This window comes from Vannielia sp. SX4 (assembly GCF_052828525.1).
In genome coordinates, this window is the sequence record NZ_CM128247.1 from 2160488 (window position 1) to 2184108 (window position 23621).

At 63.0% G+C, this 23621-nt stretch carries 24 protein-coding genes and 1 tRNA gene; 23 read left to right on the top strand and 2 right to left on the bottom strand.

Features of this window, described 5'->3' with window-relative positions; all coding sequences use genetic code 11:
- The first annotated feature begins 227 nt into the window (after positions 1-227).
- The 15 genes from ACUXVX_RS10600 to ACUXVX_RS10670 all read left to right on the top strand — a co-directional run bounded on the left by ACUXVX_RS10600 (position 228) and on the right by ACUXVX_RS10670 (position 15884).
- Positions 228-1937: a BCCT family transporter gene (locus ACUXVX_RS10600; RefSeq protein WP_222469580.1), complete on the top strand. Its 1710-nt coding sequence runs from the start codon at positions 228-230 to the stop codon at positions 1935-1937.
- Positions 1938-2060: 123 nt separating this feature from the next.
- Positions 2061-3185, top strand: coding sequence for a vWA domain-containing protein (locus ACUXVX_RS10605; RefSeq protein WP_446308282.1), 1125 nt, complete (start codon positions 2061-2063; stop codon positions 3183-3185).
- A gap of 211 nt (positions 3186-3396) precedes the next feature.
- On the top strand, positions 3397-4836 hold the full coding sequence (locus ACUXVX_RS10610) for an alanine/glycine:cation symporter family protein (protein WP_222492524.1): 1440 nt from the start codon (positions 3397-3399) through the stop codon (positions 4834-4836).
- Between the two features lie 142 nt (positions 4837-4978).
- A complete protein-coding gene (locus ACUXVX_RS10615; protein ID WP_446308283.1) occupies positions 4979-6361 on the top strand; it encodes a cryptochrome/photolyase family protein in 1383 nt (460 codons plus the stop codon).
- 136 nt (positions 6362-6497) lie between these two features.
- Positions 6498-7004, top strand: coding sequence for a TrgA family protein (locus tag ACUXVX_RS10620; RefSeq protein ID WP_222469576.1), 507 nt, complete (start codon positions 6498-6500; stop codon positions 7002-7004).
- A 31-nt stretch (positions 7005-7035) separates the two neighbouring features.
- Positions 7036-8169 carry an NUDIX domain-containing protein gene (locus tag ACUXVX_RS10625; RefSeq protein WP_446308284.1) on the top strand — a complete coding sequence of 378 codons (1134 nt, stop codon included), beginning with the start codon at positions 7036-7038 and terminating at the stop codon, positions 8167-8169.
- Between the two features lie 213 nt (positions 8170-8382).
- On the top strand, positions 8383-9420 hold the full coding sequence (locus ACUXVX_RS10630) for a cysteine synthase A (RefSeq protein ID WP_446308285.1): 1038 nt from the start codon (positions 8383-8385) through the stop codon (positions 9418-9420).
- Complete coding sequence (locus tag ACUXVX_RS10635) at positions 9420-12026, top strand: DUF3772 domain-containing protein (RefSeq protein WP_446308286.1); 2607 nt, start codon at positions 9420-9422, stop codon at positions 12024-12026. Before ACUXVX_RS10630 ends, ACUXVX_RS10635 begins: the two co-directional genes overlap by 1 nt.
- Positions 12023-12739: an alanyl-tRNA editing protein gene (locus tag ACUXVX_RS10640; RefSeq protein ID WP_446308287.1), complete on the top strand. Its 717-nt coding sequence runs from the start codon at positions 12023-12025 to the stop codon at positions 12737-12739. The genes ACUXVX_RS10635 and ACUXVX_RS10640 overlap by 4 nt, the downstream gene beginning before the upstream one ends.
- Before the next feature lie 113 nt (positions 12740-12852).
- On the top strand, positions 12853-13191 hold the full coding sequence (locus ACUXVX_RS10645; protein ID WP_446308288.1) for a hypothetical protein: 339 nt from the start codon (positions 12853-12855) through the stop codon (positions 13189-13191).
- An 83-nt stretch (positions 13192-13274) separates the two neighbouring features.
- Positions 13275-13784 (top strand): hypothetical protein, encoded by a 510-nt coding sequence (locus tag ACUXVX_RS10650; protein ID WP_446308289.1) that lies wholly within the window; start codon positions 13275-13277, stop codon positions 13782-13784.
- Positions 13785-13888: 104 nt separating this feature from the next.
- Entirely contained in the window at positions 13889-14422 is a 534-nt protein-coding gene (locus tag ACUXVX_RS10655; protein ID WP_222469569.1) for a hypothetical protein, read from the top strand.
- A gap of 113 nt (positions 14423-14535) precedes the next feature.
- Positions 14536-14625 (top strand) — tRNA-Ser (locus tag ACUXVX_RS10660).
- 67 nt (positions 14626-14692) lie between these two features.
- Complete coding sequence (locus tag ACUXVX_RS10665) at positions 14693-15454, top strand: hypothetical protein (protein ID WP_446308290.1); 762 nt, start codon at positions 14693-14695, stop codon at positions 15452-15454.
- Positions 15455-15461: 7 nt separating this feature from the next.
- Positions 15462-15884, top strand: coding sequence for a GFA family protein (locus ACUXVX_RS10670; protein WP_446308291.1), 423 nt, complete (start codon positions 15462-15464; stop codon positions 15882-15884).
- Here the strand turns inward: ACUXVX_RS10670 and ACUXVX_RS10675 are convergent.
- The gene (locus tag ACUXVX_RS10675) at positions 15881-16897 is read right to left on the bottom strand and encodes a Gfo/Idh/MocA family protein (RefSeq protein ID WP_446308292.1); all 1017 of its coding nucleotides are present in this window, start codon (positions 16895-16897) and stop codon (positions 15881-15883) included. The two genes, ACUXVX_RS10670 and ACUXVX_RS10675, sit on opposite strands and share 4 nt — an antisense overlap.
- A 103-nt stretch (positions 16898-17000) precedes the next feature.
- On the opposite strand from ACUXVX_RS10675, the gene ACUXVX_RS10680 reads away from it, so the two are divergent.
- On the top strand, positions 17001-18023 hold the full coding sequence (locus ACUXVX_RS10680) for an SIS domain-containing protein (RefSeq protein ID WP_446308293.1): 1023 nt from the start codon (positions 17001-17003) through the stop codon (positions 18021-18023).
- Between the two features lie 57 nt (positions 18024-18080).
- Here the strand turns inward: ACUXVX_RS10680 and ACUXVX_RS10685 are convergent, their stop codons facing one another.
- A complete protein-coding gene (locus tag ACUXVX_RS10685; protein WP_446308294.1) occupies positions 18081-18383 on the bottom strand; it encodes a hypothetical protein in 303 nt (100 codons plus the stop codon).
- Positions 18384-18496: 113 nt separating this feature from the next.
- On the opposite strand from ACUXVX_RS10685, the gene ACUXVX_RS10690 reads away from it, so the two are divergent.
- The 7 genes from ACUXVX_RS10690 to ACUXVX_RS10720 all read left to right on the top strand — a co-directional run bounded on the left by ACUXVX_RS10690 (position 18497) and on the right by ACUXVX_RS10720 (position 23617).
- Complete coding sequence (locus ACUXVX_RS10690) at positions 18497-19387, top strand: LysR family transcriptional regulator (RefSeq protein ID WP_446308295.1); 891 nt, start codon at positions 18497-18499, stop codon at positions 19385-19387.
- A gap of 139 nt (positions 19388-19526) precedes the next feature.
- Positions 19527-19892 carry an NADH-quinone oxidoreductase subunit A gene (locus ACUXVX_RS10695; protein WP_222469562.1) on the top strand — a complete coding sequence of 122 codons (366 nt, stop codon included), beginning with the start codon at positions 19527-19529 and terminating at the stop codon, positions 19890-19892.
- On the top strand, positions 19883-20470 hold the full coding sequence (locus ACUXVX_RS10700; protein ID WP_446308296.1) for a NuoB/complex I 20 kDa subunit family protein: 588 nt from the start codon (positions 19883-19885) through the stop codon (positions 20468-20470). The genes ACUXVX_RS10695 and ACUXVX_RS10700 overlap by 10 nt, the downstream gene beginning before the upstream one ends.
- A gap of 18 nt (positions 20471-20488) precedes the next feature.
- The gene (locus ACUXVX_RS10705) at positions 20489-21097 is read left to right on the top strand and encodes an NADH-quinone oxidoreductase subunit C (RefSeq protein ID WP_446308297.1); all 609 of its coding nucleotides are present in this window, start codon (positions 20489-20491) and stop codon (positions 21095-21097) included.
- Positions 21094-21495: a nuclear transport factor 2 family protein gene (locus tag ACUXVX_RS10710; RefSeq protein WP_446308298.1), complete on the top strand. Its 402-nt coding sequence runs from the start codon at positions 21094-21096 to the stop codon at positions 21493-21495. The genes ACUXVX_RS10705 and ACUXVX_RS10710 overlap by 4 nt, the downstream gene beginning before the upstream one ends.
- A 3-nt stretch (positions 21496-21498) precedes the next feature.
- Complete coding sequence (locus tag ACUXVX_RS10715; protein WP_446308299.1) at positions 21499-22395, top strand: sulfotransferase family protein; 897 nt, start codon at positions 21499-21501, stop codon at positions 22393-22395.
- Positions 22396-22399: 4 nt separating this feature from the next.
- Positions 22400-23617: an NADH-quinone oxidoreductase subunit D gene (locus tag ACUXVX_RS10720; protein ID WP_446308300.1), complete on the top strand. Its 1218-nt coding sequence runs from the start codon at positions 22400-22402 to the stop codon at positions 23615-23617.
- The last annotated feature ends 4 nt before the right edge of the window (positions 23618-23621 follow it).

Consider the following 23621-nt stretch of genomic DNA (forward strand, 5'->3'; position numbering starts at 1 on the left):
CGGCCACTCGCTGGCCGCCATATGTCGGAATCCGTGAAAGAAATGCCGGGGGCGGGTGTCGTCTCCGGCATTCTCACGTTACACTTGTCTCACATCTGCTCAATTTTCGGGCGGCACAGAGTGGCCGAACCCGGGTAGCCAGCCTGACGGCGGTTCCCGGGGCCAGTCTCTCGCATGCGCCGCGCTTTGGAGAAGCAGAGGCAAAGGAAACAGCGTGGGGACATACCATGAGTGACACAACCACTGACGATCAGGGCATACCGGCGCCGGAAGGCACCGCGGCCGTGATCGAGACCGATCATGAGATCGGCGAAAACAACATCGAGGGGAAGTTCGGCCCCTACGGATTTGACATTCACAACCCGGTCTTCTGGATTTCGGCGGTGATCATCGTGGCCTTCGTGGCCTTCGCGCTCCTTGCGCCCGGCACCGCCTCGGCCATCTTCAACGGGGTAAATGCGGCAGAGGTCGAGGGCTGCGAGGCCGGGGCCTTCTGTGACCTCGGGCTGCGCGCTTGGATGACCTCGACCTTTGACTGGTTCTTCCTCTGGGGCGCCAACATCTTCGTCATCGTCTGCCTCGTACTTATCGTAAGCCCCTGGGGCTCGGTGCGGCTGGGTGGCTCGGAAGCCACGCCCGACTACAGCTACGCCGGCTGGTTCGCGATGCTCTTCGCCGCTGGCATGGGCATTGGCCTGATGTTCTTTGGCGTGTTGGAGCCTGCCTATTACTTTGGCACCCCATGGGGCGACGCGCCGCTCGGCGCCGCGCGGCCTTTTGATGCCGATGGCAACCTGATCATGGAGAACGTCGATGAGGCGCGGCGCATGGCGCTGGCGGCGACCTCCTTCCACTGGGCGCTGCACCCTTGGGCGATCTACGCGATCGTGGCTCTGGCGCTTGCGCTCTTCAGCTACAACAAGGGCCTGCCGCTCTCGATCCGCTCGGCGTTCTACCCGATCCTCGGTGAGCGGGTTTGGGGCTTCTGGGGCCACCTGATCGATATCACGGCGGTCTTTGCCACGCTCTTCGGCCTTGCCACATCGCTGGGTCTCGGGGCGCAGCAGGCGAATGCGGGCCTGAACTTCGTCTACGGCGTTCCGGCCAACACGACGGTGCAGATCATCCTGATTTGTGCGATCACCGCCATCGCGCTCGTCTCCGTGCTGCGTGGGCTCGAGGGCGGCGTGAAGCTGCTCTCGGAGGTCAACATGGTGATCGCCGTGCTGCTGCTGGCCTTCGTGTTCTTCGCCGCGGGCGCCGTGGCGATCCTAAGCGACTTCGTCGCGACGCTTGGGGCCTACCTGCAGGAGGTGATCCCGCTCTCCAACCCGCACGGCCGTGAAGATCTTGGCTACATGCAGGGCTGGACGGCCTTCTACTGGGCCTGGTGGATCAGCTGGTCACCGTTTGTGGGCATGTTCATCGCCCGCGTGTCGCGTGGCCGTTCGGTGCGTGAATTCATCATCTGCGTGCTCATCATACCTAGCCTCGTCTGCGTGTTCTGGATGGCGGTGTTCGGCGGTGCGGCGATCAACGATATGGTTGCCAACCCGGAGACGAGCCTCGTGAAGGCGCAGGTGATCGACGCCTACAAGCCCGAGCTTTCGCTCTTTGCCATGCTTCAGGGCCTGCCCTGGACCTCGGTGACCTCGACTATCGGCATCGTGCTGGTGATCGTGTTCTTCGTGACCAGCTCCGACTCCGGCTCTCTGGTGATCGACACGATCACTGCGGGCGGCAAGGTCGATGCGCCGGTGCCCCAGCGGGTGTTCTGGTGTACCTTCGAAGGGTTGGTGGCCATTGCGCTGCTGCTTGGCGGCGGATTGGGGGCTTTGCAGGCCATGGTGATCTCGACGGGCTTGCCCTTCACCATCGTGCTGCTCCTGATGTGCTTTGCCATCTTCAAAGGGCTGATGGCAGAAAAGCGGGCCTAAACCCCGAGACTGAGCAAGAATGTGCCCGCCCGGAGCGATCCGGGCGGGCTTCTTTTTTTGGCAACTTTGTGCAGGCGAGGGCGGCTGTTAGGCTGCTTTCGTTCGGTTAACGTGGGGTGCGCCATGAGACGAGTTGCTTGTGCCTTCGGGCTTGTTCTGGCCAGCGGAAGCGCTGGCATGGGGCAGGAAGGCGGTGGCGTGGATTGCGTGGCGCTCTATGCGGATCTTGCCAATCAGTTCCCTGTCAGCCTTGAGCAATGTGAGCCGAAACAGGTGAGTTTCGCGCTGGAGACCTGCGAGCCACCTACGAGCTTTGAGGCAAGCAGCGTGACGACCCATATTATCCTGGCTCTGGATGCCTCTGGGTCGATGGCCGGGTCGGCGGGCAGCCTCTCGAAGATGGAGGCGGCGAAGCGGGAGGCAAAGACATTCCTCGGGGATGTGCACAAGGATGTGGACGTTGGCCTCATGGTCTACGGGCACAAGGGCTCCAACAAGCCGGAAGGCAAGGCCGAGAGCTGCGCGGCGACGGAAATGGTGCACGGCTTTGACAGCGCGCGGCGCAAGCTGGGAGAGACCATCGACGCCTTGCGACCTGTTGGCTACACGCCGCTTGCGGGAGCGCTGGAAGAGGCGGGGCGGCTTATTGCATCGCTGCCCGAGGGCAAGGAGGGTGAAAGCCCTGTGCCGGTCGTCTATCTGATTTCCGATGGCGAGGAGACCTGTGATGGTGACCCGGTTGCGGCGGCCAAAGTGCTGATCGAGGCTGGTGTGAAAACGACCGTCAACACGATCGGCTTTGCAGTAGATGCCGAGACCGAGGCGCAGCTTCAGGCCATCGCAGAGGCCGGGGGCGGCAACTATTACCCAGCGGAGGATGCAAACGCGCTTCAAAGGCAGTTGAACGCGATCAAGGAAGCGGAAGACTCGGGGCATCGCTACCGGTACTGTGTTGAACAGAACGTCGGGAAGATCGGCGTGGCGACGCACAACGAGATCATCCGCATTACGGGATGCTTCCAGAAGAACGGTCCGGCGCGCGCCCAGAGCGGGATCAACAAGTTCTTGCGCGAGGCCAAGCGCGACAGCAGGCCCGAGGCGGCCTGTGCGGGGGAAGTGAACCTGATGATGAGCCGCGATTTGAGGCCGAAGTTCAGATGGCTCTCGGAGCGGACCAAGGTGCTGAATGATCAGGCTCAAGCAGACATAGCGGCCTATCGCGCGACGACGGGGTTTGCAGCTGACTAGCCCATTCGGAGTGAGATCGGCACACACGACGGCTTCTTCGTTGTGTGCAATTTGCATCTAATGAGCGAGCGACTGCTCATCGAGCGGGCGAATGCGCGGTTTTCATGCGCCAATCCGCTCAGATGTGTCACGCTTCCGTTACCTTCGCCGCCCTCCAAGGCAAGCTGAAGGATGAACAACCGCGAACAGAGCCAACAAGGAGACGCGGACGATGGGATTTCTAGACAGTATCTTCAATGTCATCAATGACCTGACATGGGGCTGGGCGCTTGTGCCCTTTCTCGTGGTGTTGGGTTGTTTCTTCACCATTTCCAGCGGGTTTGTGCAATTCCGCTTCTTTACCCGCATGTTCAAGGTGCTGACCGGCACCGATGAAGATAACGACCCCACCAAGATCAGCGCCCGTGAGGCGCTCTTCGTTTCGGTCGGCGGGCGCGTCGGCGGCGGCAATATTGCTGGCGTTGCGGTGGCAATCACCGCAGGCGGGCCGGGCGCGGTCTTCTGGATGTGGGCGATTGCGCTGGTGGGCATGTGCTCGGCACTGGTCGAGGCCACGCTGGCACAGGTGTTCAAGCGCACCGAGGAGAACGGCGACTATCGCGGCGGCCCGGCGCGGGCGATCATCCACGGGCTGGGCATGAACTATCGCTGGCTGGCAGTGATTTATGCGGTGTGCCTGATCGCCTCCTTCTCGATCGGGTTCAACGCCTTCCAGGGCAACACGGTGGCGGGCGCGGCGCTCGACAGCATGAACATTCCGCGCCTCGCAACGGGCGCCGTGCTGGCCGTGCTGACGGCGGTGATCGTCTGGGGCGGTATCCACCGCATCGCAAAGGCAGCCGACATCATCATCCCGGTCATGGCCTTCATGTACATCGGCATGGCGCTGGTGATCATCGTGATCAACATCGGGTCGCTCCCGGCTGTGATCACCGATATCGTGGCCAACGCTTTTGGGTTCCGTGAAGCGGTCGCGGGCGGCATGGGTGCAGCCATAGCAAACGGGTTGCGGCGTGGCCTCTTCTCGAACGAGGCAGGGCTCGGCTCGGCGCCCAACGTGGCGGCGACCGCTTATGTGAAGCACCCGGTCAGCCAGGGCATCACCCAGAGCTTCTCGGTCTTCATCGACACGATCATCATTTGCTCCTGCACGGCCTTCGTGATCCTGCTGGGCGATGTCTATCAGCCAGGCGCTGAAGGTATCGATGGCGTGGCGCTGACGCAGCAGAGCATGGTGGGCCATGTGGGTGGCTGGGTGCAGTATTACCTGACCGTGGCGATCCTGCTCTTCAGCTTCTCCTCGATCATGTACAACTACTACCTAGGCGAGAACGCACTGACCTTCATGACCGACAGCAAGATGGCCATTCAGGTGTTGCGGGTGGCAATCGTGTGCATCGTCTTCCTCGGGGCGGTGGCCCCGGGTGCGACCTTCGTGTTCAACTTCTCCGACCCGATGATGGGCATCCTCGCGGTCGTCAACCTGCTGGCGCTGGCGATGCTCTTCCCGGTAGCGGTGCGGCTGATCAACGACTTTCGCGGGCAGTTGAAGGCGGGCGTAAAGATGCCGGTGTTCGATCCTGCGAAGTTCCCGGATATTGACAGTGATCCGACGGCTTGGCCCGATGCGCCCAAGGCGCCCGCCGAGTAAGGGGTAGTCGCTCGAAACATAGCCTCTTCCGGCGCACGTCGGGCGAGGTTTTTTGTGCGAGTGCCTCATCTGGCCGCTCAGGAATATTTGACCCGTTGCGCTGGCCTGTGCGTTACGTCCTTGACGACTGAACGGAGGCCCCATGACCCGCACCACGATTCTCTGGCACCGCCGCGACCTGCGGCTCTCTGACCTGCCCGCATTGACGGCGGCGCGGGAGCATGGCGCGGTGATCCCGGTGTTCATCCGAGAGCGGAAGGTAGATGCCTTGGGGGCTGCCCCGGCTTGGCGGCTCGGCCTTTCGCTGGAAGCGCATGCCAAGGAACTGGAGGCACTAGGCGGCAGGCTCACCTTGCGGTCGGGTGATGCGTTGGACGTGCTGCGCGCGCTGGTGGAGGAGACGGGGGCGGATGCGGTCTACTGGAGCCGGGAGTATGACCCGGTGAGCATCGAGCGGGACAGCGAAGTCAAGGCGGCGCTGCGTGGCGATGGGGTCGAAGCCAAGAGCTTTCCCGGAAAGCTGCTTTGGGAGCCTTGGGAGGTGAAGACGGGGCAGGGGACGCCTTACAAGGTCTTCTCGCCAATGTGGAAGACGATGAAGGGCGAGGCACCGGATGAAGAGTGCCCGCGACCAAGGGAACTGGCCGGCCCGGAGAACTGGCCTGACAGCGAGTCGCTGGCGGATTGGGCGTTGGGTGCCCGGATGCGGCGCGGCGCCGAAGTGGTGGCCCGGCATGCGGTGGTGGGCGAGAAGGCGGCCCAGAAGCGGCTGCGGGATTTCGTTTCGGACCGGATGCACAATTACCCCAAGGGGCGCGACATGCTTGCGGAAAGTTGGACATCGGGGCTGAGCGAAAACCTTACCTATGGCGAGGTCTCGCCCCGGCAGTGCTGGAACGCGGCGGAGGGCGAGGGCAGCGAGACCTTTCGCAAGGAATTGGCATGGCGGGAGTTCGGCTGGCAGCTGGGCTATCACTTTCCCCATATGTTCGAGCGGGAATGGCGCGAGGAATGGAGCCGCTTTCCATGGAAGGATGATGAGCGCGCAGCTGAGGTGAAAGCGTGGAAGCAGGGGCGCACGGGGGTGGAGGTTGTGGATGCAGCGATGCGTGAACTCTACGTCACCGGCACTATGCACAACCGCGCCCGGATGATCGTGGCGAGCTATTTGACCAAGCACATGATGACCGATTGGCGCGTGGGACGTGATTGGTTCGCCGACACGCTGGTTGACTGGGACGAGGCCTCGAACAGTCTTGGCTGGCAATGGACGGCAGGTTGCGGGCCCGATGCGGCGCCGTACTTTCGGGTATTCAATCCGGCAAGCCAGGCGGAGAAGTTCGATGCCAAGGGGTCTTACCGCGAGCAATGGCTCGGCAGCGGCGAGGACGCCGCCATCTATTACGAGGCGGTTCCCGAAAGTTGGAAGCTCGAGCCGGGCAAAGATCGGCCAGATGAGCCGGTTGTCGGGCTGGACGAAGGCCGTAAAGCCGCGCTCGAGGCCTACGAGAACCGCGATTTCTGAATGCGCGACAATGGGCGGCGCAGACGGGCTCTGTCGCGGGTTTCCCGAGGTTTTGCCATATTTTCGCCGGTTTCACATGGTGTGATCGCGCCATTCGAGGGGCAGTCACGCGCCCTTGCCATGTGATGGAACGCCGATGCCTACCGCAACCAAACTGATGTCTGCGCTGGTCTTTGCCTTGCTAGCCTTCTTTGCGTCCGAGGTCTTCAAGCCGCTTTTGCCTGAGGGCACGAAGATGGGCTTGCTTTCGTTCGTAAATGCCGGGATCGGGCTTCTCTGCGGCTGGATGATCATGGGGCGCCTCGCCGGGCGCGGCAAATTCGCCGCCGCCGGGGGCGGGGTCCGTACATCGCTTGCTCTGGCCTTCTGGTGCCTGCTCTTCTGGTCGATCTGGGAAATGCTGCGCCAATCGACGCGGCCGGGCACCTATGAGGGCGTGGTTGAGGCGATCAATGGTGCCTTTGCGCTGATGTTCGATTACGCACTGCTGATCCTGACCGACGCAAGAATGGCCTTTACCCTCGCCGAGGGAAGCTATTTTCTGCCGCAGGTGCCGGTGGTCCTGATCGTCGGTGGCATGCTCTGCGGATGGTTCGCGGAGTGGACCGAGGAGCGCTCGGCGGACGCAGGCAAGATCGCCTGATCTCCCAATTGCGCCCGGATGGAAGGGGCGCATGGCCGATATCTTCATTTACGGAACACTGATGCACCAGCCGCTCTTGCGGGTGGTGCTCGGCGCTGGCTTTGATGTGGTCGAGCAGATCGCTGCGCGGCTGCCGGGATGGCGGGTCGAGGCGGTGCCGGGCGAGGTCTACCCGATGGTGCGGGCCGACGCGGAGGCCGAGGCGCACGGACTCTTGCTGCGGGGGCTCACGGAAGTAGCCCTCGCGCGCGCCGATTTCTACGAAGGGTTGGATAACTACGGCTACCTGCGCAAGCCTGTCGTGGTGCAAACGGAGGATGGCCCGGCTGAGGCGACCGTCTATGTGCCTCTCAGTCAGGATGGCGTCAGCGCAGGTGACTGGAACCTTGCGGCTTGGGCGGAGAAGTGGGGCGAGCTTTCGACCCTCGCAGCCGAAGAGGTGATGTGGTGGATGGGCCGGGCGACGACAGCCGAGGTCGGCCGGCGCTATGGGGTCATCTGCACGAGAGCTCAAGCGCGATTGAATGCGCTGGAAGAAGCGCCTACAACGCTGCGCCGCAGGGCGCGAGAGGGCGATGTGCGGGTAAATGCTCTGCGTCGCCCCTATGCGGAGTTCTTCGCGGTGGAAGAGCTTGAGTTGTCGCATGTCCGTTTCGATGGCGGCGAAAGTGGGCCGATCCAACGGGCGGCCTTTGTGTCTGCCGATGCGGCGACCGTGCTGCCCTATGACCCGAAACGTGACCGCGTGATGCTGGTTGAGCAGATGCGCCCCGGCCCTCTGGCACGAGGCGATGCCCAGCCTTGGGTCTTGGAGCCCATCGCGGGACGCGTCGACCCGGGTGAAAGCCCGGAGGAATGCGCACACCGCGAGGCGATGGAAGAGGCCGGGCTGGTGCTGGAACGTCTCATTCCCACAGGTGGCTACTACCCCAGCCCCGGTGCCAAGACCGAGTACCTGTACGGCTTCATCGGGCTGGCAGACTTGCACGATGACGCGGCAGGGCTCGGGGGCGTTGCTGGCGAGGGGGAAGACATTCGCGCTCATGTCGTCAGCTTCGACGCCGCAATGGCGTTGCTGGAGAGTGGGGAGATCAACGTGGGCACCACGGTCGCCTCGCTCCTGCACCTTGCTGCGCGGCGCGACGGTTTGCGCGGCCAGAGCTAGAAAATCACACAGAATTCGCAGGCGCGGGCAGAGACGCGGAGAATGTTCTGCCCGCAGAAGGCGCGCTGAACCCTGTCAGGCGGAGTGCTTTGTGATTGGGCCGTCGTTCCGCCGCCCTTCGCCTTCGACGCTGCCACCCCTGTTGACCTCGCCTGCCGCTGGCCTATCAAGTGGATGAGCGCCCGAACCGGGCCCGAAGGAAGGACGGCCGTCATGGATATCAAACCCGATCTCGCCGCAGCGGTGGGAAACACCCCGCTCATCCGGCTCAACAAGGTCAGTGAAGCGACCGGCTGTGAGATTCTCGGGAAATGCGAGTTCCTGAATCCTGGCCAATCGATCAAGGACCGCGCGGCGCTCTTCATCATCAAGGATGCGGTGGCCAAGGGCACGCTGCGGCCGGGTGGTACGATTGTTGAGGGGACAGCTGGCAACACTGGCATCGGCCTTGCGCTTGTAGGCAGTTCGATGGGTTTCAAGACGGTGATCGTGATCCCGCGGACCCAGAGTCAGGAAAAGAAAGACATGATCCGCCTCGCCGGTGCAGAGCTGGTCGAGGTGGATGCCAACCCCTATCGCAACCCAAACAACTACGTGCGTTATTCCGGGCGCCTTGCCGAGAGGCTTGCGCAGAGTGAGCCCAACGGGGCGATCTGGGCCAACCAGTTCGACAACGTCGCCAACCGGCAGGCCCATGTTGAAGGCACCGGCCCGGAAATCTGGGCGCAGACCGAGGGCAAGGTGGATGGGTTCATCTGCGCCGTTGGCTCCGGTGGCACGCTGGCCGGAGTGGCAGAGGTGCTTCAGCCTAAGGGCGTGAAGGTCGGCCTTGCGGACCCGATGGGCGCGACGCTCTTCAACTACTACACCACCGGTGAGCATAAATCGGAGGGCGGCTCGATCACCGAAGGCATCGGGCAGGGGCGGATCACCGCCAACCTCGAGGGCTTCACCCCGGACATGGCCTATCAGATCCCGGATGCTGAGGCTCTGCCATATGTCTTTGACTTGCTTGAAGAGGAAGGCCTCTGCCTTGGTGGGTCCAGTGCGATCAACATCGCAGGTGCGGTGCGGATGGCCAAGGAGATGGGACCCGGGCACCGGATCGTGACCGTGTTGTGCGATTATGGCACGCGCTATGCGACCAAGCTCTTCAACCCGGAGTTCCTGCGCGAGAAAGACCTGCCGGTGCCCGAGTTTCTGACCCGTGGCACCCGGACGGACATGCCGGACGTAACGCTCGACGCATGATGCGCCTGCTTCTCCTTCTGAGCTTTCTTGCCACTGCCGCGCTGCCGGTGGCCGGGCAGGCGCAATCACTGGCCGACGATCTGGTGAACGGGGCAGGGGAGCCGGGCGCTACCGTCTCCGATGCCAACCCCGGGGATGCGGGCACCACGGTGCCTGCTGTGACCGATGCGCTCGAAGCGGCCTCGCTGAGCCTGCCCGGTGGCCCGGACTACGAGGCATGGGAGAAGGTCGCTAGCCAGGCGGAAGATGTGCTCGACAGCGATGGCGCCTCGTCCCTTGCGCTTGAGCAGCTACGGGAGCGGCTGGCCGATTGGCGCATCGAGTTTCAGGATGCGCAGTCAACCAACTCGGGGCGGATCGATATTTTGCGCCGGCAGATCGATGCGCTAGGCCCTGCACCGGCTGAGGGGGAGACAGAGGCCGTTGAACTGGCGCAGCGACGTGATGAACTGACCTCGCAGCTCTCACGCCTGCTGGTGCCAATCCGGGCTGCGGAAGAGGCGTACATCCGTGCCGATGGGCTGATCGGCGAGGTCGATGCAGTTCTGCGCGATCGTCAGACGCGCGAGCTGCTCGATGTCGGGCCAAGCCCGCTCTTCCCGAACAATTGGGCCGAACCTCTCGAGCAGCTTGGCGGCGTGGGTGAGACCTTGCGCTCCAATTTGCGGTCGAGCTGGGAGAACCAGATACAACAGGCGAAGCTGAGCAAGAACGCGGCGCCGGCGATAATCGTGGCGCTCATTGGTCTGATTCTGGTGATCCGGGGGCGGGGCTGGAGCATGCGGCTCTCGGAACGGCTGCTGACCCGGTCCGGTCGGCAGCAGCGCACGGTGATCTTTGCCATGCTGGTCTCGGTGGGGCAGCTCCTTTTGCCGCAGATCGGCCTAGTGCTCATCGTGGTCGGTGTGACGATTACCGGCATCGGCGGTCTGCTGACCGATCAGGTTCTGCAGACCATACCGGTGATGGGTATCCTCATTTTCGGTGCGCGTTGGCTTGGCTTCCACAGCTTCCCGAAGATCGAGATCCTGCCGCCGCCGCTGGAGCATGATGCGGCGCAGCGCACCTCCGGACGGCTCTGGGCCACGATGGCAGGCGTTTCCGGCGCGCTGGGCGCTCTGCTCCTTTCTCTCACGGCCTTCTCGGGTATCACCGAAGAGGCGGCGGCCTTTCTCAACTTCCCGGTCCTTTTGCTGGGTGCTGTTGCGCTGTTCCGGCTCGGGCAACTGCTGGTGGTTCACGCGCGTGGTGGCGCTGGCGAAGAGATCGATGCGCATACGTCGAAGGGGTTCCGCGCGCGTGTGGTCCATCTGATCGGGCGGGCCGCCGTGCTCTTGGCGCTCGCCGGGCCGGTAATGGCGGCGCTGGGATATCTGAAGGCGGGGGACTTCCTGATCTCCGCACCGCTCTCGACCCTCGCGGTGCTCGCCGTCGTCTCGCTGCTCCAGCGGTTCTTCAGCCACCTATACGCGCTCTTCTTCGGGCGGCAGGCCGACGGGACCGACGGGCTTGTGGCGGTCCTGATCTCCTTCCTGATCATGCTGCTCGCTCTGCCGCTGCTTGCGCTTATATGGGGCGCGCGGACCGCAGACCTCACCGAGTTGTGGTCGCAGTTCATGGGGGGCTTCTCCATTGGCGAAAGCACGATCAGCCCTTCGAACTTCCTGCTCTTCGCGGTGGTCTTCGTGCTGGGCTTCATGGTCACCAGGCTCTTGCAGGGCGCGCTGCGCACCTCCGTTCTGCCCAAGACCCGGATCGACACTGGCGGGCAGACGGCAATCCTCTCGGGTGTCAGCTACATCGGCATCTTTCTGGCCGCCGTGATTGCGATCACAGCGGCGGGTATCGACCTGTCGAGTCTCGCGATCGTCGCGGGGGCGCTTTCGGTTGGCATTGGCTTTGGCCTGCAAACCATCGTCAGCAACTTTGTCTCGGGCATCATCCTGCTGATTGAGCGACCGATCTCTGAGGGCGATTGGATCAGCTCGGGTGGGGTTATGGGGATCGTGAAGAAGATCTCGGTGCGCTCTACCCGGATCGAGACTTTCGACAAGACGGATGTGATCGTTCCCAACGCCGATCTCATCAGTGGGCAGGTGACAAACTACACCAAAACCAACATGTCGGGCCGTCTGCTCATTCCGGTCGGGGTGGCCTATGGTTCGGACACCCGCAAGGTGGCCGAGGTGCTGCAAAGCGTGGCCGAAGAGCACCCCATCGTCATTCTGAACCCGCCGCCGCAGGTGGTTTTCACCGGTTTCGGCGCCGACAGCCTCGACTTCGAAATCAGGGTCATCCTGCGGGATGTCTTTTCGATCATCGTGGTCCAGACCGAGATCCGCCACCGCATTGCCGAGCGGTTCAAGGAAGAGGGGATCGAGATCCCCTTCGCGCAGCGCGACCTCTGGCTGCGCAACCCCGAGGCCCTTGGAGATGCCATCCGAGGGGCGCGCGCGGGTGGTGCGGTGGTTGAGGTCGAGCCTGTCATTCCGGGGACGGAGACGTCGCCTCCGGAAGAACCTGAAACGCCCTCCCGAGCAGCGGCACGTGCTGGCCTGACGCAGGACGACTTCGAGGGCGGCGGAGATGGAGGTGGCGACCGATGACTTTGGCCCTGTATCGTGATGATCCCTACATGCGCGATGCCCGTGGCACCGTGCTGGCGCAGACTTCCGAGGGCGGCCTCGTGCTGGATGCCTCGATCTTCTACCCGACGGGCGGTGGCCAGCCGGGAGATGCTGGCATGCTGCATTGGGATGGCGGGCAGCTTGAGATTGCGACATCGGTCAAGGGCGAGGGCGATCAGGTTGTGCTGGTACCATCAGCACCGGGCACCTTGCCGGAGGTCGGGCAGAAACTGCGGCAATCGCTCGACTGGGAGCGCCGCTATGCCCACATGCGTATTCACACGGCGCTCCACCTGCTTTCGGTTGTGCTGCCGTTTCCGGTGACTGGCGGTAGCATCGGGGCAGAGAAGGGGCGGCTCGACTTCATGATGGAAGAGCCGATCGAGGACCGCGATGCTGTCGAGGCCGCTTTGAACGATCTGGTCGGGCGCGATTTGCCAGTGACGGAAGAGTGGATCACGGATGAAGAGCTCGATGCCAATCCCGGGCTGGTGAAGACCATGTCTGTGGCGCCGCCACGGGGATGCGGAAAGGTTCGGCTGGTCCGGATCGGTGCAGGAGAGGATCAGGTAGATCTTCAACCCTGCGGCGGCACCCATGTTACACGGACCGGCGAGATCGGGCCGCTGAAACTGGGCAAGCTCGAGAAGAAGGGCCGTGCGAACCGTCGGGTGAACATCACCTTCGGATGAGCCCTTCGGCCGTATCGGTCCACCTGCTGAGTAAAGTCTAAAAACTGGGAGCCGGTCCGCGGCGGGAACGCGCAGACCGCGTTGAGCGTTAGCCCTCCAAGGGAGGCAACGCCATGGCAGAGCACACACAGCCGACAGTAGACATGATTGAGCGTCTGCTCTCACACCCGGATATCGCCGTGCATGTCTCGGGCTTGTCGCGCCTGCGCGTGGCTGTGAACCCTGAAGCAGGGGCAGTTTCGGGTCATGGGCGCGCTGGGGGCACTGAGCTGGTCATAACAGGCCCGGTGGATGCCGAGACGGCGGAATTGGCATTTCATTTCAGCCGGGTGATCCCGCGAGATGATGGCGGTCTGCGTGTCGATTTTTCCTATCCGCCCGCAGACCTTTCGGGCACGGCCCGCATCGATGCCAGCGGATTGCTTGTGGCGGTCGACGCCAACGACGGCTGACCTTGCAGCTTTGCGCGCGCCATCCTGCGTGCTAGCCTATTGGCATTTGTAGCACCAAACGGCCCATATTCCGGAGCAGTTCAATGATTTTTGCCCATGCATTCCGCAAGGATTTTCCGCTCACCACTGTCTTTCTCAGAAGCCGCCTTCCTTCGACGCCGCATTGGGCTTCGATCTGGCCCGCCTTCAAGAAATGGGGCCAACTCAGCGAGCAGGAGGCGTTGGATGCGATCACCGAGGGCAACCCGCCCACCATCAATTGCGGCGAGTTTCCCAATGGCAGCTACGGCGACTATTGGGGCGACAGCGACCCAAGCCAGAAGGATTACATCTACCTGAATTCCCAATACCTTCGATACTTCGAGTTCTCCTACGCCAACCGAAGCGACCTGCTCTTTCAGCGTTTCCTGCATGCGGTCACCCTGCACGAGATGGTGCATTGGGGCGATAACCGCGACGGGGTGGATCAGGCGCCGGAAGAGGGCAACGAGTTCGAGAAGGAAGTCTGGGGCGCCCGGGTTGGCGACTGGGACTATTGGCGCACGAACGCTGAGGCGACGCTGCACAGCCGCTATCCGCGCGCGACGCTTTAGGCAGGGCAGGATCTGTCTGATAATGCGGCCAAGGCTTGCACCACAGCCCTGCGGCTGACAGGCTATCAGCGGGAAGGGTCGCCCGGGATGGAAGGCGACGCAAAATGCGATTTGCACCCGAGATGCGGACAGAGTTTCCGCTCGCCACGGCGTTTCTGATCGCCCACATTCCCGCAATCATGGACTGGTGGCGCTGGCGTGTTCGGCTTGCCTTCCGCACAACGGCAGAGGTCAGCAGGGAGCAGCTTGCCAAGGCCGTCTCACCACATGGCTGGCCATTGTTCAAAGCTGCCGATCTCGACCTTTTCGGCAAGAGCCAAGAGGACTTCTGTGCCGGGCGCTTTCCCGGCACGATTTCGAGCGCCGCCGAGTTCAAGCAGGTGATCGACCTCAGCAAGCACATGCTGCGCTGGTACGAATGGTCGGAGCGTAACCGGGCTGATCGAAACATGCGGTTTTTTCTGCAGGTCACCGCATGGCACGAGATGGTGCATTGGGCCGATCAGCTTGATGGCAAGGACAACCCCGAGGAAATGGATCACCGGTTCGAGGGCCGTGCCTTTGGAACCAACGTCAGCCCAAGCGTCGACAAATGGAACGAAGCCGTGCGTCTCGAACACGGGGTAAGCCTTGCTTGAGGCGCGTTTGACCGTGGCCGCGCAGGGCGAAAGCCACGGAAAAACGCAGATCGCATCTTCGCGCCAAACCCCTCTTGCACGCCGCGCCCCACCTGCGCTAAGAGGCGCGGGCCGGAGAGGTGGCCGAGTGGTCGAAGGCGCACGCCTGGAAAGTGTGTAGGCGGGAAACCGTCTCCAGGGTTCGAATCCCTGTCTCTCCGCCAGCATCCCCCCAAAGCTGTGACTTGACCGGTTGCCGCGCCGCCCCGCAGGGTGGCGTCGGGGGTAAACATGCGTTTTCTCAGCCTGATCCTGTTCTGCTTTGCTGCCACGCCCGCTGCGGCGGAACTGGTGCATCGGGAAACGCTCGGCGGGCTGCGCGGAGTCTCTCTTGCCTATGATGCTGAGGTTTGCGGGGTCTGGGTGGCAACCGAAGGCCGAGAGGTCATCCTGATCGGCACGACAGGGCGAGAGATCACGCGGTTCGACAGCGGGATGCGCTCGGTACGCAGCCTTACCGTCGAGCCTGATGGGCTGCTGCTGGCCGATGGTTGGGGCACCTTTCGGCGAGTAGATCGTGATGGGCGACCCCGCGAAGTAGATTTCAGCCTCTCGGCCACGCTGGTGGATACGGAGGGTCTGCACCGCGATGCGGATGGCAGCTTTCTGGTGGTGGAGGATGATCCCTCGCGCCTGATGCGGGTTGCGCCCGATGGCTCTGTTCTGATGGAGCTCTGGGGAGACGGCTTCGAGCCGCCGATGGTTGAGCCGCAGGGCGTTGAACGGGATCCGTTCTCGGGCAACATTCTCGTAGTGGATGACAACGAAGGGCTGAATGCGCTCTTCGAACTGGCGCCGGATGGGCAAGTGCTCACCGTCACGCCACTATCGGAGTGGGGGTTCGACGCGGAGGGAGTTGCGCTTCAGCCGGAGACCGGGACGCTCTTCATCGGGTTTGATGGCGGTCAGGCGGTGGCGATTTTTGAGTGGCGCCCGTCCGGCATGTCGATCGCAGAGCCGCTGGATCGGGGACCGGATTGCGCATTCATGTGAGGGCAATATGAGCAACGATCAGGTGGATTGGACCGGCGGCTGTTTTTGCGGTGCCCTGCGCTATCGGGTGACTGCCGAGCCGGTTTTGAGGGCCCAGTGCCATTGCCGGGCTTGCACCCATATCTCTGGCGGAGGTGTGAATACCTTCATGCTCATCCCACCGGGTGGCTTTGCTTGGGAGGTTGGTGAGCCTGCCCGATTTCAGCATCCGGAAAGCCAACGCGCGGTGGAGCGGTTCTTCTGCGCGACCTGCGGCACCCACATTTTCACCCAGCGGGGTGGGTTGGAGGGCGTGGTGCTGAAGGTCGGTACCCTCGATGCGCCAGAGGTATTCGGTGGGCCGCGCATTGCGATCTTCTGCGAGGAGGGGCAGGCTTGGCACCATGTTCCGGAGGGCGTTGCAGCCTTCGACCGTTTGCCGCCGGGCTAGAGAGCCACGATCTGTCCTGACCGGATGCTCTCGTCGGCGGCAAGGCAGATGGCAAGGCTCTGCACGGCATCTTCCATGTGGCGGGTGAGGTCGATGTCTTCGGCAATCGCGCGCAGCAAGAAGTCCTGCTCGGCGTCGCAAAGGGCCTGATGGTCGGGCTCATCGGGCAGGTCGATCAACCTGTCGCCAGTCGGCCGATGCACCAGCAAACCACCCACCCGGGTATGCCCCTCGATTTCGGCGCTGCCACCCTTGTCGCCATCCATGATCGAGACGGAGCCGGCCGGGCTGACGATATCTTTCACGAAAAAGGCAGTTTCGGACATCATCGGCCCCCAGCCGGCCTCGTACCATCCTACGGACCCGTCATCAAAGACGACCTGAAACTGGCCGTAGTTGTACATATCCTCCGCGATCTCATTCGAGAGCCGCACCCCCATGCCATGCACGCGAACCGGGCGGGCATCAGTGACCTGGCACATGACGTCAACGTAGTGCACTCCGCAGTCGACGATGGGCGACATGGTGCGCATGAGCGCTTTGTGCGCCTCCCACGCGGCTCCGGTGGATTGCTGGTTCAGATTTAGCCGGAAGACGTAGGGGCCGCCTAGCGCGCGAGCCTCGGCGATGAGACGCTGCCAGGAGGGGTGGTGCCGCAGGATGTAGCCGACAGTGAGTTTGCGCCCGGTGGTGCGGGCGCAGTCCACAACGCGGCGGGCGTCTTCGACCGTGGCGGCGATTGGCTTTTCAATGAACACGTGGGCGCCGCCTTCCATAGCTGCGATGGCGAGGGAGGCGTGACTGTCGGCGTGGGTCGCGATCACCACCAGATCGGGATTGAGTGCCAACCCTTCCTCGGCACTGGAAAACATCGGGTAGCCTGCCAGCGCCTCAGGCAAATCAGGCTGCGAACGGTTCACGAGGCCGATGATCTCGCACTCAGGGTTGGCGTGGTGGGCCAATGCATGGCTCTTGCCCATGTTGCCAAGACCGATGATCAGAACGCGTGTCATATGGGGCTCCCTTTTGCGGGAGACTGGCGCGGCTGGCAGGCGAGGGCAAGCATTGTGGACGGGGCGGGGGTGGGGCAAGGTCGCGCTAACAGGGAGGCGCGTGATGACAGACAAGAGCCTGATGCGGCAGGAGATCGAAGAGATCCCAGAGGCCGTGGATCGGTTGCTGGCAGCAGGGCGGGTTCCTGAGGTCGCGCGGGCGATTGCAGCGCTTGATCCCCGATACTTCGTGACCGTCGCGCGGGGTTCTTCGGACCATGCCTGCACGTTCTTCAAATACGCGGCCGAGCTGGTGCTCGGGCGGGTTTCTGCCTCGGTCGGGCCTTCGGTTGCCTCCGTCTACGGGGCCTCGCTGTCTTTGGAAGGTGCGGTTGCGCTTTCGATTTCACAATCCGGTGGGAGCCCGGACATCGTGCAGATGACTCAAGCGGCACGGGCGGGCGGGGCGCTGACTGTGGCTTTCACCAATACGCCGGGCTCTCCCCTGACCGAAGCTGCCGAGCAGGTGGTGGATATCTGCGCCGGGCCGGAACGTTCGGTTGCCGCGACCAAGAGCTTTGTCACCTCGGCTCTAGCTGCGCTTTGGCTGGTGGCTGAGGTGGCGCAGGACGCCGCGCTGCTCGCGGCCATCCGCGCGCTGCCGGAGGCGCTTGCGCGGGCGGTGCAGGCTGATTGGAGCCTTGCGGAGCGGGCAATGGATGAGGGCGGGTCGCTCTACGTGCTGGGCCGGGGGCCGGGTTGGGCGATTGCGCAAGAGGCGGCTTTGAAGTTCAAGGAGTGCTGCCAGACCCATGCAGAGGCTTACTCCTCTGCCGAGGTTTTGCATGGCCCGGTTTCCATCGTGGGGCGCGGCTTTCCGGTGCTCGCGTTGGCCTGTGGCGATGCCGCCGAGGGCGGGGTGGCCCAGATGGCGGACCGACTGGTTAGGCAGGGCGCGGATGTGTTTGCGACCACGTCCAAGGTGCAGGCGGCGCAAGTTCTGGAGGTGCCGCGCACCGGGCATGGCCTGACGGACCCGCTTGCGCTGATCGTGGCGTTCTATGCGATGGCCGAGCGCGTTGCCCGCGCAAGGGGCCTGAACCCGGATGAGCCCCCGCATTTGCAGAAAGCGACTGAGACACTGTGAATTGCTCGTTCGGTCGAGCAGGACGTGGCCGCCCAGAGCAGGGCGGCCACCGCAGCTTCAATGTGCCCGGAGTCGTGGGCGCTCAAGGTCCACGTTCCGGTTGGTGAGGGCACGGCGACGGAGGCTGTCATCCGGCGCCTCTGGGTGGCTGATCGCATAGTCAAGGTCAGCGCGGGTGATGCCGATGTCGCGCAGCATACGGTCGTCGAGGTGCTCGATCCGGCGGACGCGCCGCTGACGAGCGCGGCGCTCTGCGCGGGCTCGGAAGTTTTGCGCGATGGAACGCCCAAGTCGGGCAACAATGCCCCGCAAGATCGGAAGGCGCGCGGCTTCGGCGGGGTGGTATTGAATGTGGGCCATGTCCTGGCTCCTCTTTTCAGCGTTTCGATTGCCTCAAAAGGTGCGCCTTGACTGAAGTTCAATCAAACGAATAGTATTTAGTCTATCGTTCAGAAAAATTGAAAGGCAATCGAATGCTCGCGCCGCAGATGATCGACACCGACCTCATCCGCACCTTCCTGGCGATCCACGACACCGGCTCGTTCAGCGCGGCCGCCAAGGCTGTTCTGCGGACGCCATCTGCGGTCTCGATGCAGGTGAAGCGGCTCGAAGAGCAGTTGGGGCGCTGTTTGTTCGAGCGCCTGCCGCGCGAGGTTCGGCTCACGGGCGATGGCGAGGCCTTTCTGGCCTATGCCGAAGAGATCATGCGCGTGAGCGAGGCGGCGCTGGCGCGCTTTGCGGGTACGCCGATGGAGGGCGAGGTGCATCTGGGCGCACCTGGGGACATGGGTGCTCATGCGCTGCCAATCATCCTGAAGCGCTTTGCTACCACCCACCCGGGTGTGCATGTGCGGGTCACGCTCGATACGTCTGCACGGATCATTGAAGCCTCCAAGGCCGGTGATCTCGACGTGGCACTGAACACGGTCTGTGCCATCGAGGGCGGGCCGGGTCGGGTCGTTTATGAAGAAGCACTGGCCTGGGCTGGCAAGCGCGGTGGCCGGGCGTGGAAGGCCGACCCTGTGCCACTGGCGCTGGCGCAGGAAGGCTGCATCTGGCGGCGCAAGGCGCTGAAATCGCTGGGCCGCGCCGGCAAGACCTCTCGCATTGCCTATGTGTCGGAGAGCGGGCAGGCGCTCTTGGCGGCTGTCGAGGCAGACCTCGCAGTGAGCCCGTTGCCGGTTGCCAATTTCACGCCCGAGATGGAGCGTTTGGGGCCCGAGCAGGGCTTCGAGGAAATCGGCCGCTACCAGCTTCGCATGATCGAGCAGGAGGAGCCCGGCTGCTGCGCGGCGGCGCTTGCCGAGCACGTGGTCGAGAGCTTTCGCACCCGGGTCGATGGCCCGGCCATCGCAGCTGAATAGAGCCGCCTGAAAAGCCGGGAATTTGAAGGGGGTGCAGGTTGACCCTCCACCGGGGCGGGAGTAAGACCTGAGGCAGCCACGATGCGCGTGCGCCGGGGGTCGATCCCCGCCCGTGCAGCACGCGAGAAAGGAGCCGGCTTTGGACGCTTTGCTCAGGGAATACCTGCCCATCGTCATCTTTCTGGCCATTGCAATTGGTCTTGGACTGGTGCTGATCCTCGCTGCTGCCGTGCTGGCGGTGCGCAACCCCGATGCGGAAAAGGTCAGCGCCTACGAGTGCGGCTTCAACGCCTTCGATGATGCCCGGATGAAGTTTGACGTGCGGTTCTACCTCGTCTCCATCCTCTTCATCATCTTCGACCTCGAGATCGCTTTCCTGTTTCCTTGGGCCGTGGCTTTTGCCGACATGAGCATGCTGGCCTTCTGGTCGATGATGGTGTTCCTCGCCGTGCTCACCGTGGGCTTTGCCTATGAATGGAAGAAAGGGGCGCTCGAATGGGAGTGACGACCAAACCCGAGAGCCCGCTGGCGCCGCCGCAGGTGCAGGGTGATCTGGACCCCTATGGCGCCACCACTGCGGGCGCCGATAAGGAAGTAGCCGTGCAGTCGCTTAACCGCGACCTGCAGGACAAAGGCTTTCTGCTGACCTCGACCGAAGACCTGATCAACTGGGCGCGCACCGGCTCGCTGCACTGGATGACCTTCGGCCTCGCCTGCTGCGCTGTAGAGATGATGCACACCTCAATGCCGCGCTACGATGCTGAACGCTTCGGGATCGCGCCGCGCGCCTCCCCGCGCCAGTCTGACGTGATGATCGTGGCTGGCACTTTGACCAACAAGATGGCCCCGGCTCTACGCAAGGTTTACGACCAGATGGCGGAGCCGCGCTACGTGATCTCGATGGGCTCCTGCGCCAATGGCGGCGGCTACTATCACTACAGCTACTCGGTGGTGCGCGGGTGCGACCGGATCGTGCCGGTCGACATCTATGTGCCGGGCTGTCCGCCCACGGCGGAAGCGCTGATGTACGGCCTGCTGCAACTCCAGCGCCGCATCCGGCGCACCGGCACCTTGGTACGCTGACCCAGGAGGGGACGACCTATGAGCGATGCTCTGAACGAACTCGGCCAGCACCTTGAGGCGCGCCGCCCTGACTGCGTGGTGAGTTGGGATGTGGCCTTCGGTGAGCTGAATGTCGATGTGGCGCCGTCGAACCTGCGGGGCTTCGTAGACTTCCTGAAGGCCGATGCGAATTGCCGGTTCTCGACGCTGGTGGACATCACCGCCGTCGACTACCCTGAGCGGGACAAGCGCTTTGACGTAGTCTACCACTTCCTCAGCATGTACCAAAACCAGCGCATCCGCCTTCGGGTGGCTGTGCGCGAAGATGAGATGGTGCCCTCGATTGTGGGCGAGCATCCCTCGGCCAACTGGTTTGAGCGCGAGGTGTTCGACATGTTCGGCATCATGTTCTCCGGCCACCCGGACCTCCGTCGCATCCTGACGGACTATGGCTTCCGGGGGTATCCGCTGCGCAAGGACTTCCCGACCACGGGTTACACCGAGGTCCGCTACGACGAAGTTGAAAAGCGTGTGGTCTACGAGCCTGTGAAGCTTACGCAGGATTACCGCCAGTTCGACTTCATGAGCCCTTGGGAGGGTGCTGAATACATCCTGCCGGGCGATGAGAAGACGGAAGAGGCGAAATGAACAAGCACCTCGACGCAGAGATCGACACGGAGTTGACCGCAGCCATCGAAAGCTATTGCCGCGCTCTGCACGCGGGCGATGGCGGCGTTCTGGACATGCTCTGCGACGATCGTTTTCTGATGCATTGGCTCGGCGCCGATGGTCAGACAAATGCGCTCGACAAGGCCGGCTTCGTTGCGCGCGTAGGTGGGCGAGATGCCTTCCCCGGCGCGCCCGACTTCCGCATTTTGCGATTGTCGAGTGCGAGCGAAGACATGGCGCAGGTCAAAGTCGATGTGCGGGTGCCGCCGCGGGTGTTTTGCGATGAGCTCGGCTTTCTGCGCACGGCGCAAGGCTGGCGGCTCATCACCAAGCTGTTCCGCGTTGCCGATGGCCCCGCGATGGAAGCCAAGGCCTGATCGGTGAGCACGCAGGCGACATTGCTCTATGCCATTGGGGCGCCCAAGACCGGCACAAGCTGGCTCTACGGGTTTCTCGACGCGCATCCGCAGTGTGCCATGCCGGTCGCCAAGGAGTTGCACTACTGGGATAGCATTGAGGGCCTTAAACCAGAGTGGCAGAGGGATCAGGTGGTAGCCCAGATTAGTCGCCTGCGCGACCGGATCGCCCGGGTTGAAGCCGGAGAAGAGGAAGGGCGCCTGCCGCGCCTGCGCCGTAGGCTCAAGCAGACGGAGCGTTGGCTGGCAGCCCTAGTGATCGGTGAACGGGATCATCGGGCCTATATCGACCTGCTCTATGACGGCGCAGGAGACGCAAAGCTGGTGGCGGATATCACGCCGTCCTACTGCCTGCTGCCGCAGAAGCGGCTGCGCGAGATGGCAGACCTTGTGCCAGACACCCGGTTCCTTTTTCTCATGCGCGACCCGGTTGAGCGCTACTGGAGCCAGTGCCGTTTCATGGCCGGCAAGCGGGCAGAGCGGGGCCGGACGAACGATGCGAACGCCTACGCGCTGCAGTTGCTGGATAAGGCGCTGCGGGGCGAAAACGCCGATATTGCGCAACGGAGCGATTATGCTTCCGTTCTGGCAAAGATGGCGGCGCTGCCCAAAAGCCGCGTCATGTGCGGCTTCTACGAAGATCTCTTCAAGCCCGGCTCGATCCGGGCTCTCTGCGATTTTCTTGGCATCGACCGGATGAAGGCAGAGCTAAAAGAAAAGGTGAACGCAGGGCCGGAGCTGGAGTTGGACGACAGCCACCGCGCCGCCCTGCAAAGATTGCTGGCGCCGCAATATGCGGCGGTAGCCGATGAGATGGGGGCGCTGCCCGAGGCTTGGCAGCGCAACATGGAAAGGGTCTGAGACGATGGACGGCAAGGGCTTTGATGACGCGCTGACAGGTGAGCAGCAGATCCGTAATTTCAACATCAACTTCGGTCCGCAACACCCTGCGGCACACGGCGTTTTGCGTCTGGTTCTGGAGCTTGACGGCGAAATCGTGGAGCGGTGCGACCCGCATATCGGCCTGCTGCACCGTGGCACCGAGAAGCTGATGGAGAGCCGAACCTACCTCCAGAACCTGCCCTACCTCGACCGACTCGATTACGTGGCTCCGATGAACCAAGAGCATGCTTGGTGCCTCGCGATCGAAAAGCTGACCGGCACGCCGGTCCCGCGCAGGGCGTCGCTGATCCGCGTGCTCTTTTCCGAGATCGGTCGGGTTCTGAACCACCTGCTTAACGTGACCACGCAGGCAATGGACGTGGGCGCGCTGACCCCGCCGCTCTGGGGCTTCGAGGAGCGCGAAGACCTGATGATCTTCTACGAGCGGGCCTGCGGCGCGCGGCTCCACGCGGCCTACTTCCGGCCCGGCGGCGTGCATCAGGATCTGCCGCCCGAGCTGCTGGACGATATCGAGGCTTGGGCGAAGAGGTTTCCCAACCGGCTCGATGACATTGACGGGCTGCTCACCGAGAACCGCATTTTCAAGCAGCGCAACGCCGATATCGGCGTGGTCAGCCAGCAGGAGGCGTTGGACTGGGGCTATTCGGGCGTGATGGTGCGCGGCTCGGGCATGGCCTGGGATCTCCGCCGCGCGCAGCCCTACGAGTGTTACGACGAGTTCGACTTCAAAGTGCCGATCGGCAAGAACGGCGACTGCTACGACCGATACCTCGTGCGGATGGAAGAGATGCGCCAGTCGACCAGCATCATCCTGCAAGCCATCCAAAAGCTGCGCGCACCGGAGGGGCAGGGCGACATCCTGGCTCGCGGCAAGATCACCCCGCCGAAACGCGGTGAGATGAAGCAGTCGATGGAAGCGCTGATCCATCACTTCAAGCTCTATACCGAGGGCTTCCATGTGCCCGAAGGCGAGGTCTATTGCGCCGTTGAAGCGCCGAAAGGCGAGTTTGGCGTATATCTGAAGGCCGATGGCACCAACAAACCCTACCGCGCCAAGCTGCGTGCGCCGGGCTATCTGCACCTGCAGTCGATGGACCACATCGCCAAAGGCCACCAACTGGCCGATATTGCCGCCATCATCGGCACGATGGATATCGTGTTCGGCGAGGTGGATCGCTGAGCCG

Coding starts and splice junctions, on each gene's coding strand:
- ACUXVX_RS10640 (WP_446308287.1), top strand. CDS start 12,023: ATGACTTTGGCCCTGTATCGTGATGATCCCTACATGCGCGATGCCCGT.
- ACUXVX_RS10720 (WP_446308300.1), top strand. CDS start 22,400: ATGGACGGCAAGGGCTTTGATGACGCGCTGACAGGTGAGCAGCAGATC.
- ACUXVX_RS10705 (WP_446308297.1), top strand. CDS start 20,489: ATGAGCGATGCTCTGAACGAACTCGGCCAGCACCTTGAGGCGCGCCGC.
- ACUXVX_RS10600 (WP_222469580.1), top strand. CDS start 228: ATGAGTGACACAACCACTGACGATCAGGGCATACCGGCGCCGGAAGGC.
- ACUXVX_RS10615 (WP_446308283.1), top strand. CDS start 4,979: ATGACCCGCACCACGATTCTCTGGCACCGCCGCGACCTGCGGCTCTCT.
- ACUXVX_RS10620 (WP_222469576.1), top strand. CDS start 6,498: ATGCCTACCGCAACCAAACTGATGTCTGCGCTGGTCTTTGCCTTGCTA.
- ACUXVX_RS10630 (WP_446308285.1), top strand. CDS start 8,383: ATGGATATCAAACCCGATCTCGCCGCAGCGGTGGGAAACACCCCGCTC.
- ACUXVX_RS10710 (WP_446308298.1), top strand. CDS start 21,094: ATGAACAAGCACCTCGACGCAGAGATCGACACGGAGTTGACCGCAGCC.
- ACUXVX_RS10635 (WP_446308286.1), top strand. CDS start 9,420: ATGCGCCTGCTTCTCCTTCTGAGCTTTCTTGCCACTGCCGCGCTGCCG.
- ACUXVX_RS10655 (WP_222469569.1), top strand. CDS start 13,889: ATGCGATTTGCACCCGAGATGCGGACAGAGTTTCCGCTCGCCACGGCG.
- ACUXVX_RS10605 (WP_446308282.1), top strand. CDS start 2,061: ATGAGACGAGTTGCTTGTGCCTTCGGGCTTGTTCTGGCCAGCGGAAGC.
- ACUXVX_RS10675 (WP_446308292.1), bottom strand. CDS start 16,897: ATGACACGCGTTCTGATCATCGGTCTTGGCAACATGGGCAAGAGCCAT.
- ACUXVX_RS10665 (WP_446308290.1), top strand. CDS start 14,693: ATGCGTTTTCTCAGCCTGATCCTGTTCTGCTTTGCTGCCACGCCCGCT.
- ACUXVX_RS10685 (WP_446308294.1), bottom strand. CDS start 18,383: ATGGCCCACATTCAATACCACCCCGCCGAAGCCGCGCGCCTTCCGATC.
- ACUXVX_RS10650 (WP_446308289.1), top strand. CDS start 13,275: ATGATTTTTGCCCATGCATTCCGCAAGGATTTTCCGCTCACCACTGTC.
- ACUXVX_RS10700 (WP_446308296.1), top strand. CDS start 19,883: ATGGGAGTGACGACCAAACCCGAGAGCCCGCTGGCGCCGCCGCAGGTG.
- ACUXVX_RS10610 (WP_222492524.1), top strand. CDS start 3,397: ATGGGATTTCTAGACAGTATCTTCAATGTCATCAATGACCTGACATGG.
- ACUXVX_RS10625 (WP_446308284.1), top strand. CDS start 7,036: ATGGCCGATATCTTCATTTACGGAACACTGATGCACCAGCCGCTCTTG.
- ACUXVX_RS10645 (WP_446308288.1), top strand. CDS start 12,853: ATGGCAGAGCACACACAGCCGACAGTAGACATGATTGAGCGTCTGCTC.
- ACUXVX_RS10690 (WP_446308295.1), top strand. CDS start 18,497: ATGCTCGCGCCGCAGATGATCGACACCGACCTCATCCGCACCTTCCTG.
- ACUXVX_RS10680 (WP_446308293.1), top strand. CDS start 17,001: ATGACAGACAAGAGCCTGATGCGGCAGGAGATCGAAGAGATCCCAGAG.
- ACUXVX_RS10670 (WP_446308291.1), top strand. CDS start 15,462: ATGAGCAACGATCAGGTGGATTGGACCGGCGGCTGTTTTTGCGGTGCC.